Origin of the sequence: Flavobacterium psychrotolerans (genome assembly GCF_003097635.1) — a bacterium.
In the GTDB taxonomy this organism is placed as follows: Bacteria; Bacteroidota; Bacteroidia; order Flavobacteriales; family Flavobacteriaceae; genus Flavobacterium; species Flavobacterium psychrotolerans.
Window position 1 is genome coordinate 1 of sequence record NZ_QCZI01000004.1, and the last position, 18156, is coordinate 18156.

The 18156-nt window shown below is 36.2% G+C and carries 11 protein-coding genes; 10 read left to right on the forward strand and 1 reads right to left on the reverse strand.

What is annotated here, in order from left to right:
• From DB895_RS04090 to DB895_RS04100, 3 genes are all read left to right on the forward strand, one after another.
• A partial coding sequence (locus DB895_RS04090) for a gliding motility-associated C-terminal domain-containing protein (RefSeq protein ID WP_133242638.1) occupies positions 1-2814 on the forward strand: 2814 nt, incomplete at its 5' end.
• A gap of 57 nt (positions 2815-2871) precedes the next feature.
• Positions 2872-3780 carry a PorP/SprF family type IX secretion system membrane protein gene (locus DB895_RS04095; protein ID WP_116724095.1) on the forward strand — a complete coding sequence of 303 codons (909 nt, stop codon included), beginning with the start codon at positions 2872-2874 and terminating at the stop codon, positions 3778-3780.
• 12 nt (positions 3781-3792) lie between these two features.
• Positions 3793-5745 (forward strand): OmpA family protein, encoded by a 1953-nt coding sequence (locus tag DB895_RS04100; RefSeq protein ID WP_116724096.1) that lies wholly within the window; start codon positions 3793-3795, stop codon positions 5743-5745.
• Positions 5746-5859: 114 nt separating this feature from the next.
• On the opposite strand, the gene DB895_RS04105 is transcribed toward DB895_RS04100, so the two are convergent.
• Entirely contained in the window at positions 5860-7134 is a 1275-nt protein-coding gene (locus tag DB895_RS04105; protein ID WP_116724097.1) for an O-antigen translocase, read from the reverse strand.
• Between the two features lie 255 nt (positions 7135-7389).
• Between DB895_RS04105 and DB895_RS04110 the strand changes: the two genes are divergently transcribed.
• The 7 genes from DB895_RS04110 to DB895_RS04140 all read left to right on the forward strand — a co-directional run bounded on the left by DB895_RS04110 (position 7390) and on the right by DB895_RS04140 (position 18126).
• Positions 7390-9198: a T9SS type B sorting domain-containing protein gene (locus DB895_RS04110; protein ID WP_116724098.1), complete on the forward strand. Its 1809-nt coding sequence runs from the start codon at positions 7390-7392 to the stop codon at positions 9196-9198.
• 107 nt (positions 9199-9305) lie between these two features.
• The gene (locus DB895_RS04115) at positions 9306-10100 is read left to right on the forward strand and encodes a TrmH family RNA methyltransferase (RefSeq protein ID WP_116724099.1); all 795 of its coding nucleotides are present in this window, start codon (positions 9306-9308) and stop codon (positions 10098-10100) included.
• 74 nt (positions 10101-10174) lie between these two features.
• Positions 10175-12397 (forward strand): RelA/SpoT family protein, encoded by a 2223-nt coding sequence (locus DB895_RS04120; RefSeq protein WP_116724100.1) that lies wholly within the window; start codon positions 10175-10177, stop codon positions 12395-12397.
• Positions 12398-12458: 61 nt separating this feature from the next.
• A complete protein-coding gene (locus DB895_RS04125) occupies positions 12459-12965 on the forward strand; it encodes a Fur family transcriptional regulator (protein WP_116724101.1) in 507 nt (168 codons plus the stop codon).
• An 18-nt stretch (positions 12966-12983) separates the two neighbouring features.
• Positions 12984-14255: an adenylosuccinate synthase gene (locus DB895_RS04130; RefSeq protein ID WP_116724102.1), complete on the forward strand. Its 1272-nt coding sequence runs from the start codon at positions 12984-12986 to the stop codon at positions 14253-14255.
• 55 nt (positions 14256-14310) lie between these two features.
• Positions 14311-15444, forward strand: a complete 1134-nt coding sequence (nhaA, locus tag DB895_RS04135; protein ID WP_116724103.1) for a Na+/H+ antiporter NhaA — start codon at positions 14311-14313, stop codon at positions 15442-15444.
• A gap of 237 nt (positions 15445-15681) precedes the next feature.
• Positions 15682-18126 carry a T9SS type A sorting domain-containing protein gene (locus DB895_RS04140; protein ID WP_166426927.1) on the forward strand — a complete coding sequence of 815 codons (2445 nt, stop codon included), beginning with the start codon at positions 15682-15684 and terminating at the stop codon, positions 18124-18126.
• Positions 18127-18156 lie beyond the last annotated feature (30 nt).

The window sequence follows — 18156 nt, forward strand, 5'->3', positions numbered from 1 at the left end:
GCTTGCGCTGGTTCTTATTCTGTAACCAGAACTTGGATCGCTAAAGACTCTTGCAACAATTCGTCTACTGCTTCGCAAACTATAAACGTTCAAGATATAACGGCTCCCATAATTGCTGCTTTACCTGATGTTTCAACAATCAATTGTCCTGCAATACCTCTGTTTGCTCAGGCATCAGCAACAGATGAGTGTAATTCGGCTTTTGAATTGACTTTCGAAGACGTAAAAACCGATGGGGCTTGCGCTGGTTCTTATTCTGTAACCAGAACTTGGATCGCTAAAGACTCTTGCAACAATTCGTCTACTGCTTCGCAAACTATAAACGTTCAAGATATAACGGCTCCCGTAATTGCTGCTTTGCCTGATGTTTCAACAATCAATTGTCCTGCAATGCCCGTGTTTGCTCAGGCATCTGCAACGGATGAGTGTAATTCGGCTTTTGAATTGACTTTCGAAGACGTAAAAACCGATGGAGCTTGCGCTGGTTCTTATTCTGTAACCAGAACTTGGATCGCTAAAGACTCTTGCAACAATTCGTCTACTGCTTCGCAAACTATAAACGTTCAAGATATAACGGCTCCCGTAATTGCTGCTTTGCCTGATGTTTCAACAATCAATTGTCCTGCAATGCCCGTGTTTGCTCAGGCATCTGCAACGGATGAGTGTAATTCGGCTTTTGAATTGACTTTTGAAGACGTAAAAACCGATGGAGCTTGCGCTGGTTCTTATTCTGTTACCAGAACTTGGACGGCTAAAGATGGGTGTAACAATTCGTCTACTGCTTCGCAAACTATAAACGTTCAAGACATAACGGCTCCCGTAATTACAGCCCAAGCTTCAAATATTACTGTTGAGTGTGATGGCTTGGGGAATGAAACTGCCATGACTGATTGGTTAGCTTCTAATGGTGGCGCGACTGCAACTGATACCTGTTCTAATGTAACTTGGTCTAATAACTTTGATATTCTTTCTAATGATTGTTCTGCCGCAGTAACCGTACAATTTACTGCAAAAGATGCTTGTGGAAATACATCAAATACATCGGCCACTTTTAATGTAAAAGATAGTACTGCCCCATTAGCTCCTGATGCTCCTATCAATCTAACAGTGGCTTGTGCCGGCGAAGTTCCTCCTGCAGGTTCTCTCACCGCAACTGACAACTGTAATGGTACTATCACAGCTCAAGGATTGGATGCTATTGCGCCAGGAAATTGTCCTAACTCGTTCATCATAACCAGAACTTGGACTTTCACTGATGCTTGCAATAACTCATCTTCAACTACTCAAATTATTAACGTAATTGATAATGTTGCTCCAGTTGCTCCAGTTGCTCCAGCTAACCTTACGGTAACTTGTCCTTCTGAGGTACCTCCGGCAAATTCTCTTACAGCAACTGATAACTGTGAAGATCAAATCACTGTTCAAGGTGAAGATGCCATCACTCCGGGAAATTGTCCAAATTCGTTCATTATAACTAGAACTTGGATCTTTAGTGATGCTTGCGGTAATACTTCATCTACTGTTCAGACTATTAATGTAATTGATACTATGGCTCCCGTATTTGCAGAATTACCAGCACCGATAACGATTTCTTGTCCTGCAAAACCCGAATTCACACAAGCTTCTGCTATTGATAATTGTGGTGGTGGTTTCACATTAACCTTCGCAGATGTGAAAACTCTTGGAGCTAATTCAAGTACCTTTTCAGTAGTAAGAACTTGGACGGCAATCGACACTTGTGGAAATATATCAACTACAACACAAACTATTAATGTTGAAGATAAAACCGCTCCGATTGCCCCAATATTATCGACTATAACAGAACAATGTTCCGCTACAATTATAGCTCCAATTGCAATAGATGGTTGTGTTGGTAATGTTATAGGAACAACTTCTGACCCATTAACCTATACTTCCCAAGGTACATTTATCATTCATTGGACTTTTAATGACGGTAATGGCAATAATTTTTCTGCAAATCAGACAGTAATAATAGACGATACCATCGCTCCGATTATTCCCGAATTAGCTGATGTTACTGGTCTATGTTCGGCTACGGCACCTACTCCAACAACTACAGATAATTGCTCTGGAACTATAACAGCAACAACAAATGATCCGTTGACATACAATCTTGAAGGAACACATAGTATCATTTGGACTTTTAATGATGGAAATGGAAATACATCCACGGCAATACAAAAGGTAATAGTTTCTTCATCAAATGATACAACTCAAGGTACTCCTGGTTATGTAAAATGTAATAGTGATGTTGACTTAAAAATAAATCTTACCGAATTATTGCCTCAAGGTACTCCTACAGGCGGAACTTGGTCTGATGAAATAAATCAAAATTCAATAAAAAATAATCAGTATATTCCCAACGGAATTGAAGTGGGAGATTACACATTAAAATATGTTGTTGAAGTTGGAAATTGTTCTAAAACTGTTGCCGTTGTCATGACTGTTGATAATGATTGTGTTGTTGAACCCGCCTGTTCATTTTTGGTTCATAATGCTTTCTCTCCAAACAATGATAATATCAATGAATTATTTATAATTGAAAACATTGATCAAATAGCGTGTTTCCCAACAAACACAGTAACAATTTACAACCGTTGGGGAATTTTAGTATTCGAAACCGAACAATATGATAATAGTACTAAGGTCTTCAGAGGTTTTTCTGAAGGAAGAGTAACTATTGACAAGTCGTCTGAATTGCCAGCTGGAACCTACTTCTATATTATTAAATATTTTGATGCTAATAAAGGCGTTGAAGAACATAAAGAAGGATATTTATACCTAACAAGATAACCGAACTCAAATCTAACACTTGAAGGTTTATTGCCTTCAGTTTAAAACTGAAATCTAATGAAATCAAAAATATTAATTTTCGTTTTGATGTTTACAGCAGTAGTATGTCATGCACAACAAGATGCACAATATACACAATACATGTACAACACAATCAATGTCAACCCTGCTTATGCTGGATCGAGAGGAGTTATGAGCATATTTGGACTACACCGTACTCAATGGGTGGGATTAGACGGGGCTCCAGTTACTAATGCCTTATCATTAAACACTCCCATAAATGATAGCAATTTAGGAATAGGTATTTCTTTTGTAAATGATAGAATTGGACCTACAGTTGAAAACGTAATATCTGCAGATGTATCTTATACTATCCAAACCTCTGAAGCCTATAAATTATCATTTGGAGTGAAAGCTACGGGTAACTTTTTTAATTTAGATGTATCCAAATTAAATCCAGCTGAACAAGGTGATCCTCAATTTCAAAATTTAAATAAATTTTCGCCAAATATTGGAGCTGGTGTTTACTTACATTCCGATAAAAGTTACATCGGAATTTCTGTACCTAATTTTATCGAATCAAAACGTTACAACAATAATGATGTGGCTATCTTTAAAGAAAAAATTAGTTATTATTTAATTGCAGGGTATGTTTTTGATTTAAGTAGTGACATAAAATTCAAACCCTCAGTAATAACAAAATTGGTTCAAGGAGCTCCACTTCAAGTAGATCTTTCGGCAAACTTTATGTTCAATGAAAAATTTGTCCTCGGCGCAGCCTACCGCTGGGATTCTGCCATAAGTGCGATGGCTGGTTTTCAAGTAAATGATGGTCTATTCATTGGTTATGGATATGATATGGAAACCACAAAATTGAGACATTATAATTCTGGTTCACACGAGATATTTCTGCGTTATGAACTATTCAACAATTTTAACAAAATCATTTCCCCACGATTCTTCTAAAACTGCAACATCATGAAAAATAAAACAATCATTTATATAACATTTTTAAGTATTTTAGCTACTGCTAGTTATGCTCAAAAAAAAATTGTTAAAAAAGGAAATAAAGAATACGAAAAGTATGCCTATGTTGATGCTACAAAAACCTATGAGCGAGTAGCTGATAAAGGATACAAATCGGCAGATTTGTTCCAAAAATTAGGAAACGCTTATTATTTTAATGCCAATTTAGAAAAATCGGCAAAATGGTATGGAGAATTATTTGCGATGAACGAAGAAGTAGCTCCCGAATACTACTATCGATATTCCCAATCTTTAAAATCGATTGGCCAATATGCCAAAGCAGATGAAATGATGATACTTTTCAATAAAAAATCAAGTGAGGATACAAGAGGCAAAATCTTTAATGACAAACAAAATTACCTAGATATCATTAAGGCTAATTCTGGAAGATACAACATTGAAGATGCTGGTATCAACTCTGAATATTCTGATTACGGAAGTGCATTTTCTGGCAATACGTTAGTTTTTACTTCTTCAAGAGACACTGGGAATTTTGCAAAAAGAAAACACAAATGGAACAACCAGTATTTTACCACTATGTATTCTGCTAATATAATTTCTGTCGATACCACTTCAGGAAAAAGTCTCGCTTCCCCAGTAAAATTTGCTAAAAAGGTGAACTCAATATTTCACGAAGCCACTCCGGTTTTCACTAAAGATGGGAAAACTATGTATTTTACCAGAAATAATTTCAATAATGGCAAAACAGGAAAAGATGCTAATCGAATTACATTACTTAAAATTTACAAAGCCACTGTAATTGACAGCCAATGGGTAAAAGCTACAGAATTGCCCTTTAATAGTGATAGTTATAGTGTTGCCCACCCTACCCTAAGTTCTGATGAAAAAACAATGTATTTTGCTTCTGATATGCCTGGAACCCATGGGCAATCAGACTTATGGAAAGTAGCAATTAATGAAGATGGAAGTTTTGGGATTCCAGAGAATTTAGGGTCAAAAATAAATACTGAAGGAAAAGAATCTTTTCCAATAATCACTGATGAAAACGAATTGTACTTTGCTACAGATGGGCATCCAGGTCTTGGAGGTTTGGATATTTTCATGTCAAGAATAAATGCTGATGGAACATTTAACGAACCCATAAATATTGGCGCACCAGCAAACTCTCCTCAAGATGATTTCGCCTATTTAATTGACACTAAAACTAGAACCGGATTTCTATCTTCAAATAGAACTGGAGGAAAAGGATACGATGATATTTATAAATTTCTGGAAACCAAAAAATTAATCTGCGAACAAGTATTATCTGGAATTGTAACCGATTTAGAAACCAGTGAAATTCTGGCTGATACCAAAGTGACGTTATTTGATGATAAATTCAATAAAATCATGGAAGTTCAATCGGATGATAAAGGGTTTTATACTTTTGACGTAGAATGCGGAAAATCCTATTTTATTAGAGCCGAAAAAGAATTGTATGAAACTAAAGAACAAAAAATCACTATTTCTAAAAATACTGGTAAAACCGATTTTCCTATTCAATTAGAGAAAAAAGTAAAACCCGTTACTGTTAGTGATGATTTAGCCAAAACATTTGGGATTAAAATTATCTATTTTGATTTAGACAAATGGAATATCAGACTAGATGCCGCTCTAGAATTAGAGAAAATATTAGACGTAATGACCCAAAATCCAACCATGAAAATCGATATTCGCTCCCATACAGATAGCCGCCAAACATTCAAATACAACGAAAGACTGTCTGACAGAAGAGCAAAATCTACGATGGCATGGTTGATTAAAAATGGTATTAACGCCAACAGATTAACCGGAAAAGGTTATGGAGAAACACAATTAGTGAATAAATGTGCCGATAACGTTAAGTGTACCGAAGAAGAACATCAAGCCAACAGACGCAGTGAATTTATTATTACGGCACTGTAAAATTAGCTACAACCCTAGAAATTTAAAGCATCTCTTGTTGAGATGCTTTTTTTGTTATGGATTCATTTTTTAAATAAAGAATGCTCTAACTAAGATGTGATGATCCGCATTTCACTAAAGCAAACTCTTCCTAAAATAAAACAGCAATCCAATCAAATAGATAAAATAATTGATTGCATGAGCCATAACAACTCCTTCTATTTGATAAATCCCAATTAAATAGTTACTCAAAAAAAACATAATCACCAATGAAATTGTTTCAGATATTATAAAAGCGATAGTAAGCTTCTTTGCGAAAAATTGATACCCCAAAACAAGTGAGGCCGCTTTAAATGTGTCCCCTAAAAGTTGCCAAAAAAACAACCCCGTAACTGGAAGGAAAACATTTGTAAAAAGTAACTTCACAATAAAAAAACGTAAAAAATAAAGGATTACCATACCAACTATAAAAAGGGGTAAAATTCCTTTATAATAACTCAAAAATACATTTTTAGTCGCTTTTTTTGTTGTGGCAAAAGCCAATTTCGGAAAAAAATAAACCGTAAGAATCGAAGAAATAAACATAAAATAGTAGGTCGATATTCTGCTAATGGCTTCCCAATATCCAGCGGACTCTATACCTAATTTTTCGATGATATTATTTCTGATGGCCAGAAAAACTAATGGTCCAAAAACGGAAGATACTAATGCCATCAAAGAATAAGATGACAAATTTTTTAATACCTGAAAATCAAAAAAACGAGTTGAAATACTGTTTATAAAATGAATCTCTTTATTGATGAAATAAAATGCCACAAAAAATAATAACGAAGGCGGAATAATAATGGAAAGTAATGCTCCGAAAGTTCTAAACTGCCAAATCATAAAAACAGAAAAAATCAAGCCTATACTATTTCCTATAATATTAATGTAAATTACATTCTTAAATTTCCCCAATCCGTTGATTATTGCCAATAAAAAAACAGTCACTACATACCAGGGCAAAACGAGTGCAAGAATTTTAAAAATACTGGCATATTCTAAAGTATTGCCAAAAATATAATCATTCCAATAAGAGGAGAAAAAAAATAATACAATGCTTGAGAGTAATGTTACCGTTATAAGACTTAAAAAAACCGTGGAAATAATTTTCTTAAGTTCTTCCTCTTTATCTTTATTTTTTACAATATATTTTACGATACCATTTTGAAATCCAAGAGTAGCAATACTTTCTGTAGAGGTTAGGAAATTTCTTAAATTTCCCGATAAAGCCATACCGCTTGGTCCTATAAAAATGGCTAAAATTTTTGAAGTAATTAATCCAATCCCTATTTTTAATAAAATACTGATACTATTTAATGAAGTAATTTTAAATAAAGGCGTTCTAGCTATAGTTTTAATAAAATTCAATTCTCATTCATTTAAATTTATACTCCGAAATATCTATATTCTATAATATTAGAAAAAAATCCGCTAATTGATTTTAATAAAAAATACATCCACAAAAACTATGAATTCACTCCCTTCATCCCTAAATCAAACTAACATTCTCAATACTTTAGTAGATTATTTAAATAATTCTTATCAAAATACTTTTTAATTCTAAAATTACTCATCCATTTTTAAATAAAATTAGTAATTTTAGGCAATATAAGACTTTCTGTTGTGAAATTAAAACTACCTGATTGCTTTTTTATTGTAATTTATATGGTTTCCTATTCATTTTATGGACAGGATATTTCTCTATACAAACAATACAACGGGCGATATGATTTCATTTTTATAGGAAATACTTTAAATACAATAGAAAACAACAGTATACCTGGACTTCCAAGTCCTCCATGTACAATCCTAACCAGTTCCTCGGCTACATTAAATCTAAATCCAATGGATGTGATAGAGAGCGCCTATTTGTATTGGGCGGGCTCCGGAACTGGCGATTTTGATGTGAAACTTAATGGATTGAATATTAGTGCTCAACGCAAATTTAGCATTCAAAACGCTACAGGATACCCTTTTTTTAGTGCTTTTGCCGATGTAACTTCTGCAATTAAATCAACCGGAAATGGCACTTATAATTTTTCTGAACTGGATTTGACTAACGTCATTTCTAATTATTGCTTTTTTGGAGGAAACTTTGGTGGATGGGCACTTGTAATTGTATATAAAAATAACACTTTACCCTTAAATCAACTTAACATTTATGATGGCATGCAATCCGTCCCAAATGAAATAGACATAACACTAAATAGTTTAAATGTAATTGACAATCAGGATGCCAAAATTGGTTTTGTAGCTTGGGAAGGTGACAAGAATATAAGTAAGGATGAGTCGCTTCGAATTAATGGAAACCTAATCGGAAACCCTCCATTAAACCCCACAAACAATGCCTTTAACGGCACAAACAGCTTTACTGGCACATCAAATTTATACAATATGGATTTGGATGTGTATAGCATTCAAAACAACATCAATATTGGAGATACAACCGCACAAATCCAACTCACTTCGGGTCAGGATTTTGTAATGATAAATGCTATCGTTACCAAGTTAAACAGTCAATTGCCAGATGCAACCCTAGCGATTACAACAATTGATAAAGCCTGTAATTCTAAAAAAATAACTGTAAATTATACGGTTTCAAATTTGAATTGCACAAATTCCCTCCCTGCCTTAACCCCAATAGCAATTTATATCAATGATGTTTTACTTCAAAATACCGAAACAAAGGCAATAATTCCTATTGATGGAAGCGAAAGCGCTGCAATTACACTTACCATCCCCGATTCTATTCCTAACAATTTCATATTAAAATTTGTTGTGGATGACGGAGGAGCCGGACAAGGGAAAGTAACGGAACTAAACGAAAGCAACAATATTTTTTCAGAAGATGTGACATTATTTATTTCTGATGTTTTAAAAACTTTAGAAAACCTCGATTCCTGCAATATCGGACTTGGCAAAGGCATTTTCAATTTTTCAAACTACGAAGATTCAATCAAGACCAATACAACTGATATAGTCACATTTTATCCTACATTGACGGATTTAGAAAATGAAACTCATGCTATTTCAGGCATTTCTGATTATGCAATTTCATCGTCACCAACAACAATTTTTGTCAAGGTAGATAATGGGAATTGTTTTAGCACGACTTCTTTTTTATTATCAACAAAAAACTGTCCGCCAACCGTTCACAATTTTGTATCTGCCAATAATGACAAAACAAATGATACTTTCCTAATTGATGGATTGAGAGATGTTTACTTGAAATTTAAATTATCCATTTACAATCGTTGGGGAGCCTTAATCTGGACAGGAAATAATGACCAACCGGATTGGGATGGCTATGCAAACCAGGGGCTTTTATTGAACCATTATGAAATTCCTGAAGGCACTTATTTCTATATCCTAGATTTGAATGATCCCAATTATCAGCAACCTCTTGCGGGTTATTTGTTTTTAACGAGATAAAATGACAGCCAAAAACTCCTTACAGCCATAATAATTTATAATCTTTTGAAATTGGTTTCCAGAAAACCTTTGTAACTTTGACGCTTTGCCACTTTTGCACCCCTAAAATGAAACAAATTACTTCCGTCCAAAATCCGTTTATAAAATCATTAGTGCTCTTGCAAGAAAAAGCAAAGGCCAGGAAGCAATCGGGAACCTTTTTAATTGAAGGGCAACGCGAAATTGCTTTAGCCATCAAAGGCGGTTATAAAATTGAAACCATTTTATTTTCACCGGAATTGATTCCGGAAGTCCAAATAACCAAATTAACGAATCCACAAGTTGACTTAATTGAAATTTCAAAAGACGTTTATCAAAAACTCGCCTATCGCGACACTACGGAGGGCATTTTGGCCATTGCCAAATCCAAATCCATGCAATTATCAGATTTGAAATTATCTAAAAACCCGCTAATACTTATTGCCGAATCACCTGAAAAACCAGGAAATATTGGCGCTTTACTGCGCACAGCCGATGCTGCCAATCTTGACGCGGTAATTATTGCAAATCCAAAAAGCGATTTGTACAATCCAAACATAGTACGTTCAAGCGTTGGCGGATTGTTTACCAACCAAATTGCCACTGGAACCACTTCAGAAATTATTACTTTCCTAAAAGAACAAAAAATTAATTTCTATTGTGCAACCTTACAAAACTCCATAGGCTATTATACCCAAGATTATACCACTCCAACTGCATTAGTAGTGGGAACTGAAGCTACTGGCTTGACAGAAGAATGGCGAAAGGAAGCCACACAAAACATTATAATTCCGATGCAAGGCGAAATAGACAGTATGAACGTTTCGGTAGCTGCAGCAATATTAATTTTTGAAGCAAAAAGACAGCGAGGATTCACTTCTTAGAAATTCGAATAAAAACTTCTTCTTGCATATTTCAAATCTTATTTCTATTTTTAAAAATTAGAATTACAAAAACTATGGTTGAGATTGATATAGAAAAGGAAAATAAAGCAATTGCAAAGGAATACAAGGAATTGCTTCGCATTAGTTATCAGACTTTAACAGATGAAGATAAGAAACTCATTCGTAAAGCATTTGATGTATCCGTTGATGCCCACAAAGACCAGCGCCGCAAATCAGGTGAAGCTTATATTTTCCATCCTATTGCTGTAGCTAAAATTGTTGCTTCAGAAATTGGCCTAGGAGCCAATTCAATTGCTGCAGCTTTGTTGCATGACGTTGTAGAAGACACTCCTGTAACAATTCAGGATATTGAACGCTTATTTAACCCTAAGGTTGCGCAACTGGTTGAAGGTTTAACAAAAATATCATTAGTCCAAAAGGATCTAAATGTATCAATGCAAGCCGAGAATTTTCGCAAAATGATTCTTACCCTCAATGATGATGTTCGTGTAATCCTTATAAAACTGGCCGATCGTTTGCACAACATGCAAACCATGGAATCGATGCAGGAAGACAAACAAACCAAAATTGCTTCCGAAACCTTATATATATATGCCCCTCTCGCCCACCGTTTGGGTTTATACAACATCAAAACAAAACTGGAAGATTTAGGTTTAAAATATACCGAACCAAAGGTTTATAACGATATTGTAAGTAAAATTAAAGAAACTAAAGAAGAACAAGATGCCTATATAAAAGACATTTCTGATGTCCTCAAAAAATCACTTGATGAAGAAGAAATTGATTATATTCTAAAGGGAAGACCAAAATCAATCTATTCTATCTACAGAAAAATGAAGGCACAAAACGTGAGCTTTGATGAGGTATATGATAAATTTGCTCTTCGCATCGTATATAAATCTACCCCTCACGAAGAAAAATTTCTGGCTTGGAAAATATATTCTATCGTAACCGATCATTACAGACCAAGTCCTAGCCGCTTGCGAGATTGGATTTCATCACCAAAATCTACAGGCTATGAAGCTTTGCATATCACCGTAATGGGACCTAAAGGAAGATGGGTAGAAGTCCAAGTTCGAAGTGAACGCATGGATGAAATTGCAGAAAAAGGGTATGCGGCACATTACAAATATAAAAATGGAGGCACTGAAGAAAGTGGCTTAGATGTGTGGCTCAATTTATTGAAAGAAGCTTTAGAGAGTTCTGAAACCAATGCGGTTGATTTTGTAGAAGATTTCAAAATGAATCTTTACTCAAAAGAGATCTTTGTATTTACTCCAAAAGGCGAAATAAAATCCTTACCAAAAGGTGCGACATCACTCGATTTTGCCTTTAGTATCCATTCCGAAATAGGAATTAAAACCCGAGGAACTCGTGTAAACGGAAAATTAGTACCACTCAACACGGAACTAAAAAGTGGAGATCAAATTGAAATTATCACCTCTCAAAATCAAAAACCAACCGTCCATTGGTTGGATTATGTGACTACTTCCAGAGCGAAAAATAAAATCAGAAATGTTCTCAATGAGAATACTAAGAAAATAGCCGAAGAAGGAAAAGAAATATTAACCCGAAAATTGAGGCATCTTAAAATTACGGTTAACGAGCAGGTAATTAATGAATTGGTTAACTTTTTTAGTTTAAAAACAAGCTTGGATTTATTTTACCGAACAGGAATTGGTTCTATTGAAAATCAGCAACTCAAGGAATATGCAGCTCAAAAAAGCAATTCGTTGATGAATTTCTTCAAAAGCAAAATTAAGCGTTCTCCAACAAGTACGGCTGATGCAGACATTCATAGACAGGTCATCAACAAAAATTATGACATGTTGGTTTTTGGAGCAGAACAAGACAAATTAGATTACAAACTGTCTTCCTGCTGCAATCCAATTCCCGGTGATGACGTATTTGGATTTATTACTATTAATGAAGGCATAAAAGTGCATAAAAAAGATTGTCCCAATGCCATAAGCATGCAATCCAACTATGCATATCGCATTATTTTAGCCAAATGGATTGATTCTACACAACAGGAATTTAAAGCCATATTGAACATTACAGGTATGGACACTATTGGTCTTACAAACAAGTTAACCAAGGTGATTTCGAATAATATGAACGTAAATATTCAAAGTATTTTCTTGAGCGGTGAAGCTGGTATTTTTAAAGGTAAGGTTGTCGTGGTAGTGCAAAACAATTCTATATTGAATAAAATGATAGAAAACATAAAAAAAATTGATGGTGTTGATAAAGTAACAAGAGTATATAAAAATTAGAAGTTTCGAACTTTAAACTTTAAACGTTTAAACTTATAAAATAAAAAATTATCTTTGCCACATGACACTAATATCTGTTGATAACAGCAAAAACCAAGAAATTGTAAAAAATGTTTTTACATTGTATCTTGAAAATAAAGGACATAGAAAAACTCCTGAACGCTATGCTATTCTTCAGGAAATTTATGACAACGAAGAACATTTTGATATTGAAAATCTCTACATCAAAATGAAGAACAAAAACTATCGCGTAAGCAGGGCAACCCTCTACAATACCATTGAATTGCTGTTAGATTGCGCTTTAGTTCGTAAACATCAGTTCGGGCAAAATCAAGCCCATTACGAAAAATCATACTTCGACAAACAACACGATCACATTATCATGACCGATACTGGCGAAGTAATCGAATTTTGCGATCCCCGAATCCAAATGATAAAAAAAACTATCGAAGAAATTTTTGATATCGATATTCATAATCACTCCCTCTACTTTTACGGAAGCAAGAAACAGAAAAAAAATAATCATTCGGACGACTCAGAAGTTGTCCCTTCAATAGAAACAAATTAACTACAAACAACACACAGAATGACCGTAGATTTATTACTAGGATTGCAATGGGGAGACGAAGGCAAAGGGAAAATTGTTGACGTTTTAACCTCAAATTATGATATTATCGCTCGTTTTCAAGGTGGCCCAAATGCTGGTCACACTTTAGAATTTGACGGAATCAAACACGTTTTAAGAACGATTCCATCCGGGATTTTCCACAAAAAATCAATCAACATTATTGGAAACGGAGTGGTCATTGACCCTGTAGTTTTCAAAAGTGAAATTGATGGTCTTGCCAAATTCAATCTGGACATCAAAAACAAGCTGATTATTTCCAGAAAAGCACATTTAATTTTGCCAACGCATCGCCTGCTTGATGCGGCTTCTGAAGCTTCTAAAGGTAAAGCCAAAATTGGTTCTACCCTTAAAGGAATTGGTCCAACGTATATGGACAAAACCGGAAGAAACGGAATACGCATTGGTGATATTGAATTAGAGGATTTTGCAGCACGTTACCGAGCATTGGCCGACAAGCACGAAGCCATGATTGCTTTTTATAACGTAGATATTCAGTACGACCTGCCGGAATTAGAAAAAGAGTTTTTCGAAGCCGTTGAAGAATTGAAAAAACTAACTTTTATTGACAGTGAAGAATATTTACATCAGGCACAAAAATCAGGAAAATCTATTTTATGCGAAGGAGCTCAAGGATCTTTATTGGATGTTGATTTCGGAACATATCCGTTTGTGACTTCCTCAAACACCACTGCGGCTGGTGCTTGTACCGGTTTAGGAATTGCCCCAAATAAAATCAAAGAAGTTTATGGAATTTTCAAGGCCTACACTACACGTGTGGGAAGCGGACCATTTCCTACTGAAGATTTTGAAGATGCAGGTGATACTATGGCAAGTGTTGGAAACGAATTTGGCTCTGTTACAGGAAGAAAAAGACGTTGCGGTTGGCTGGATTTAGTAGCCTTGAAATATGCTGTTCAAATCAATGGAGTAACGCAATTGATGATGATGAAAGGTGATGTTTTATCTGGGTTTGAAACCTTAAAAATATGTACTTCATACAATTATAAAGGAGAAATTATTGACCATTTGCCTTACAACATCGAGCCGGAAAATGTAACGCCAATATACAAAGAATTCAAGGGTTGGAAAGCCGATTTAACCGGTATGACTACTTACGACGAATTGCCAATTGAGCTAAAACAATACATTGAATTCATAGAAACAGAAGTTGAAGTTCCAATAAAAATTATTTCTGTCGGACCAGATCGGAAGCAAACTATTACAAAATAAACGAAAAACGCTTTGAGAAATCAAAGCGTTTTTTTTAACCAAGGGCATATTAAAAATGAAAAGTACCAAACTATTTACCAAATTTTTCGAGAGCGAAAAAGCAGGCGGAATCCTTTTAGTTTTCATTACCATCATTTCACTATTGCTTGCCAATTCGGTATGGCAAAAGGAATATATTGAGTTTTGGCATCAACCTGTTGGTTCACATAGTTTGGTCGATTGGATCAATGATGGTTTGATGGCGATTTTCTTTTTGCTCATTGGTTTAGAATTAGAACGCGAAGTCTATCTTGGGGAACTTTCCAGTATTAAAAATGCAGCATTGCCCGTCATTGCCGCATTTGGGGGAATGTTGATTCCTGCAGGAATTTTTCTTTGGCTTAATTTTGGAACTGCCACCCAATCGGGAGCCGGAATACCAATGGCAACCGATATTGCTTTTGCCATAGGCATATTATCACTTTTGGGGAGTCGCGTGCCCACTTCCTTAAAAGTTTTTTTAACAGCCTTAGCGGTAATCGACGATTTAGGGGCTATCGTCGTGATTGCTATTTTTTACACCAAGACCATTGCGTTCACCAATGTACTGATTGCACTGGGAATTTGGGTGATTTTACTACTTTTGAACCGAATGAAAGTACGCAATTTAATTCCCTATTTAGTTGGTGGAGTTGCCATGTGGTATTTTATGCTGAATTCCGGTATTCACGCTACAATTACAGGTGTTTTAGTAGCCTTTGCAATTCCTTTTGGCAATGGGAACAAAAAATCGACCTCTTATATTTTACAGAACATTTTGCACATTCCAGTAGCTTTTTTCATTCTGCCCTTATTCGCATTGGCAAATACGTGCATTCCTATTGGAGCTCACTTAGGAAATGGTTTAACTCATGTGAATAGCCTAGGAATTATTCTGGGTTTGGTTTTTGGAAAACCCTTAGGAATTTGGCTTTTTTCCTTTATTGGTGTGGGTTTGGGACTTTGTACTTTACCCAATGATCTGAAATGGAAAAACATCATCGGTGCGGGATTTTTAGGTGGCATTGGGTTCACCATGTCCATTTTCATTACGTTATTGGCTTTTGAGAATCATGAAGTAATTAACAATTCTAAAATTGCAATTTTAGTGGCTTCCCTAATTGCTGGAAGTATCGGTTTTGTGGTATTGAAGCAGAGTTTTAAGAAATAAATTTTTAAAATCCCGCCACGGCGAGACGATTGATAATTCTTAACTCAAGCACCTTTAAGTATTTAATAGTTTGTATAAATTCCTTATCATTGATTTCCCACAGTGTCTAATCTGGCTACACCAGCTTATAATCTAATTTAGATTATAAGTAATAATTAACTACTTTTGAATTCTGCACCAGAACAATAATTCAATACTAAAAGTCCAAATAATATGCGTTTTACCTCTAAAACATTAATGATTCTGATATTATTTAGTGCCATTTCCTATGCGCAACAAATTAATCCTTACAAAGCGCCGCTCTATTGGAACCCTTATGAATACCACATTATTAGGGAACAAAATGGGATTCCTAATAATTATATTCCAGAAAATGAATTATTGGCTAACATCAATTGGGTAGATAGCCATTTGAAATCACACGGTTTTAACATGATTTGTACCGATGGATGGGGCGATACGTCCCAACTAAATGTAAACGGATATAGAAAAAGCCATTCCGTAAATTGGGTTCATGATTTTGCCTGGTGGTCGGCCGAGTTGCAATCCAGAGGAATGACCTTAGGAATTTATCACAATCCGCTTTGGATAAATGTAGATAAAAACGACACCTCGACTCTGATTACGGGAACAAACATACCCGTATCAAGTCTTATGGATTCTAATGAAAATGCCTTATGGTTCAAATGGGTGCATGTGGACAGACCCGGCGCTGAAGCCTATGTAAAAGGATGTGTTCAATATTATGCCGACATGGGTGTGAAATATTTACGGGTTGATTTCCTTTCATGGTTTGAAACAGGATATGACCGCAACATGGGAACCGTTGGTCCATCAAGACCTCATTCAGAATACGTGACTGCGCTAAAATGGATGCGAGAAGCCTGTGATGCCAATGGCGTTTATTTGAGTTTGGTCATGCCCAGTTTGAACAACAATGCCGAAGAGGAAAAAATATATGGACATCTCTTTCGAATTAACGGAGACGCTGGTTCGGGTTCTTGGTACAAATTTAGTGATGAGGACAGAGGAATTCATTATACAACGTGGTCACAGTATGCCACAGCCTTTGACGGATTTGTCTATTGGTCTCAAATGTCAGGAAAAAACTTAGTCCAATTAGATGGCGATTTTATCCGACTAAACACTTTTGCCAATGATGACGAGAAACGCAGTATCGTTTCGCTAAACTTACTTGCCGGAGGTCCCGTTGCCATTGCAGATCAATATTCAAGTATAGGAAATGACCTTTGGTTGTACCAAAATGATGAAATGCTGGCTTTAAATACCGATAAATTTGTGGCACATCCCCTTAGCAACGATCCTCTGAATGATTTGAGCCAGACTTGGAAAGGTCAATTAAGCAATGGCGACTGGGTTATTGGATTCTTTAACAGGGAAACAACTTCAGTAACGCGTTCCATGAATTTTTCAAGCCTCGGCATTACGGGAAATGTAAACGTTCATGACCTTTGGCAACACACCGAAATGGGTGGCATGAGTAGCATAAGTGTAACCGTTCCCCCACACGGTTGCGCCATTTATAAGCTGGCCGCCGGAGCAACCAATTGCACCGCTCAAAGTATTACGTTCAATGTCGTGGCCAACCAAGTGTATGGTGGGACTGATTTTTCGCCATCGACTACAGCCTCATCTGGTTTGCCGATTGCTTTTGAAGTCGCTTCGGGACCAGCAACCATCGTAAACAATCAAATTCACCTCACGGGTTTAAACGGAACCGTTTATGTCCAGGCCAAACAAGCGGGAGATGCAACCTATTGTGCTGCCATTCCTGCGATACAGTCATTTCAAGTTTCGGGCGGACATCAAACAGTCATGTACACGGCAGGAACATTTGATGGTTGGTCTTTAAAACCCATGACTTTTGTAAATGACGAATGGGTAATAGAAAACGTTGCTATAACCGCTGGAGCGCATCAGCTTAAATTTGCCAACACGGGCAATTGGACTGGTATCGATTGGGGAATTGGTATTGGGCTAACGGGAACGGCAGCGGTAAGCACTGGTGGTGCGGCAAACATTTCGTTTACAGCAACTACTTCAGGAACCTATTCCATTCATTTTAATGACATTACCTTACAGTATTCCATTGTTTATACCGTGAATCACCAAACGGAAATGTATGCCGCTGGTACTTTCAGCAATTGGGGCCTTGCCCCAATGACGCTTGTTAATGGCGTTTGGGAGCTACAAAACGTGGCATTGGCAGCGGGAACCTATGAATTGAAATTTGCCAACACCAATAATTTTACCGGAATTGATTGGGGCAACAACGTTGGGCTTGTTGGAACGGCACAAGTAACCACGGGAGGAAGTGCCAACATCTCTTTTACAATACCCTCGGCAGGAACTTACAGCATCACTTTCAATGATATTAATTTGGACTATGCCCTAACCTCAACGCTTGGCGTTACTGGGGAAACACTTGAAGGCTTCAACCTCTACCCTAACCCTGCCAAAAGCAGCATCACATTACATGCCTCCCAAACCATCCAGAAAGCAGTCATTACTGATATGACCGGTAGGAAAATAACAGAACAGGCATTAAATTGCACCGATTGCAGTGTTGATGTTTCCTTCTTGCCAAATGGCATCTATGTGATTACGGCAATTAGCGGGGAAGCCGTGGCTAAAGAAAAATTGATTGTGGAAAGGAAGTAAAAAAAAAGGAAACATTTAACGCTTCGTTAC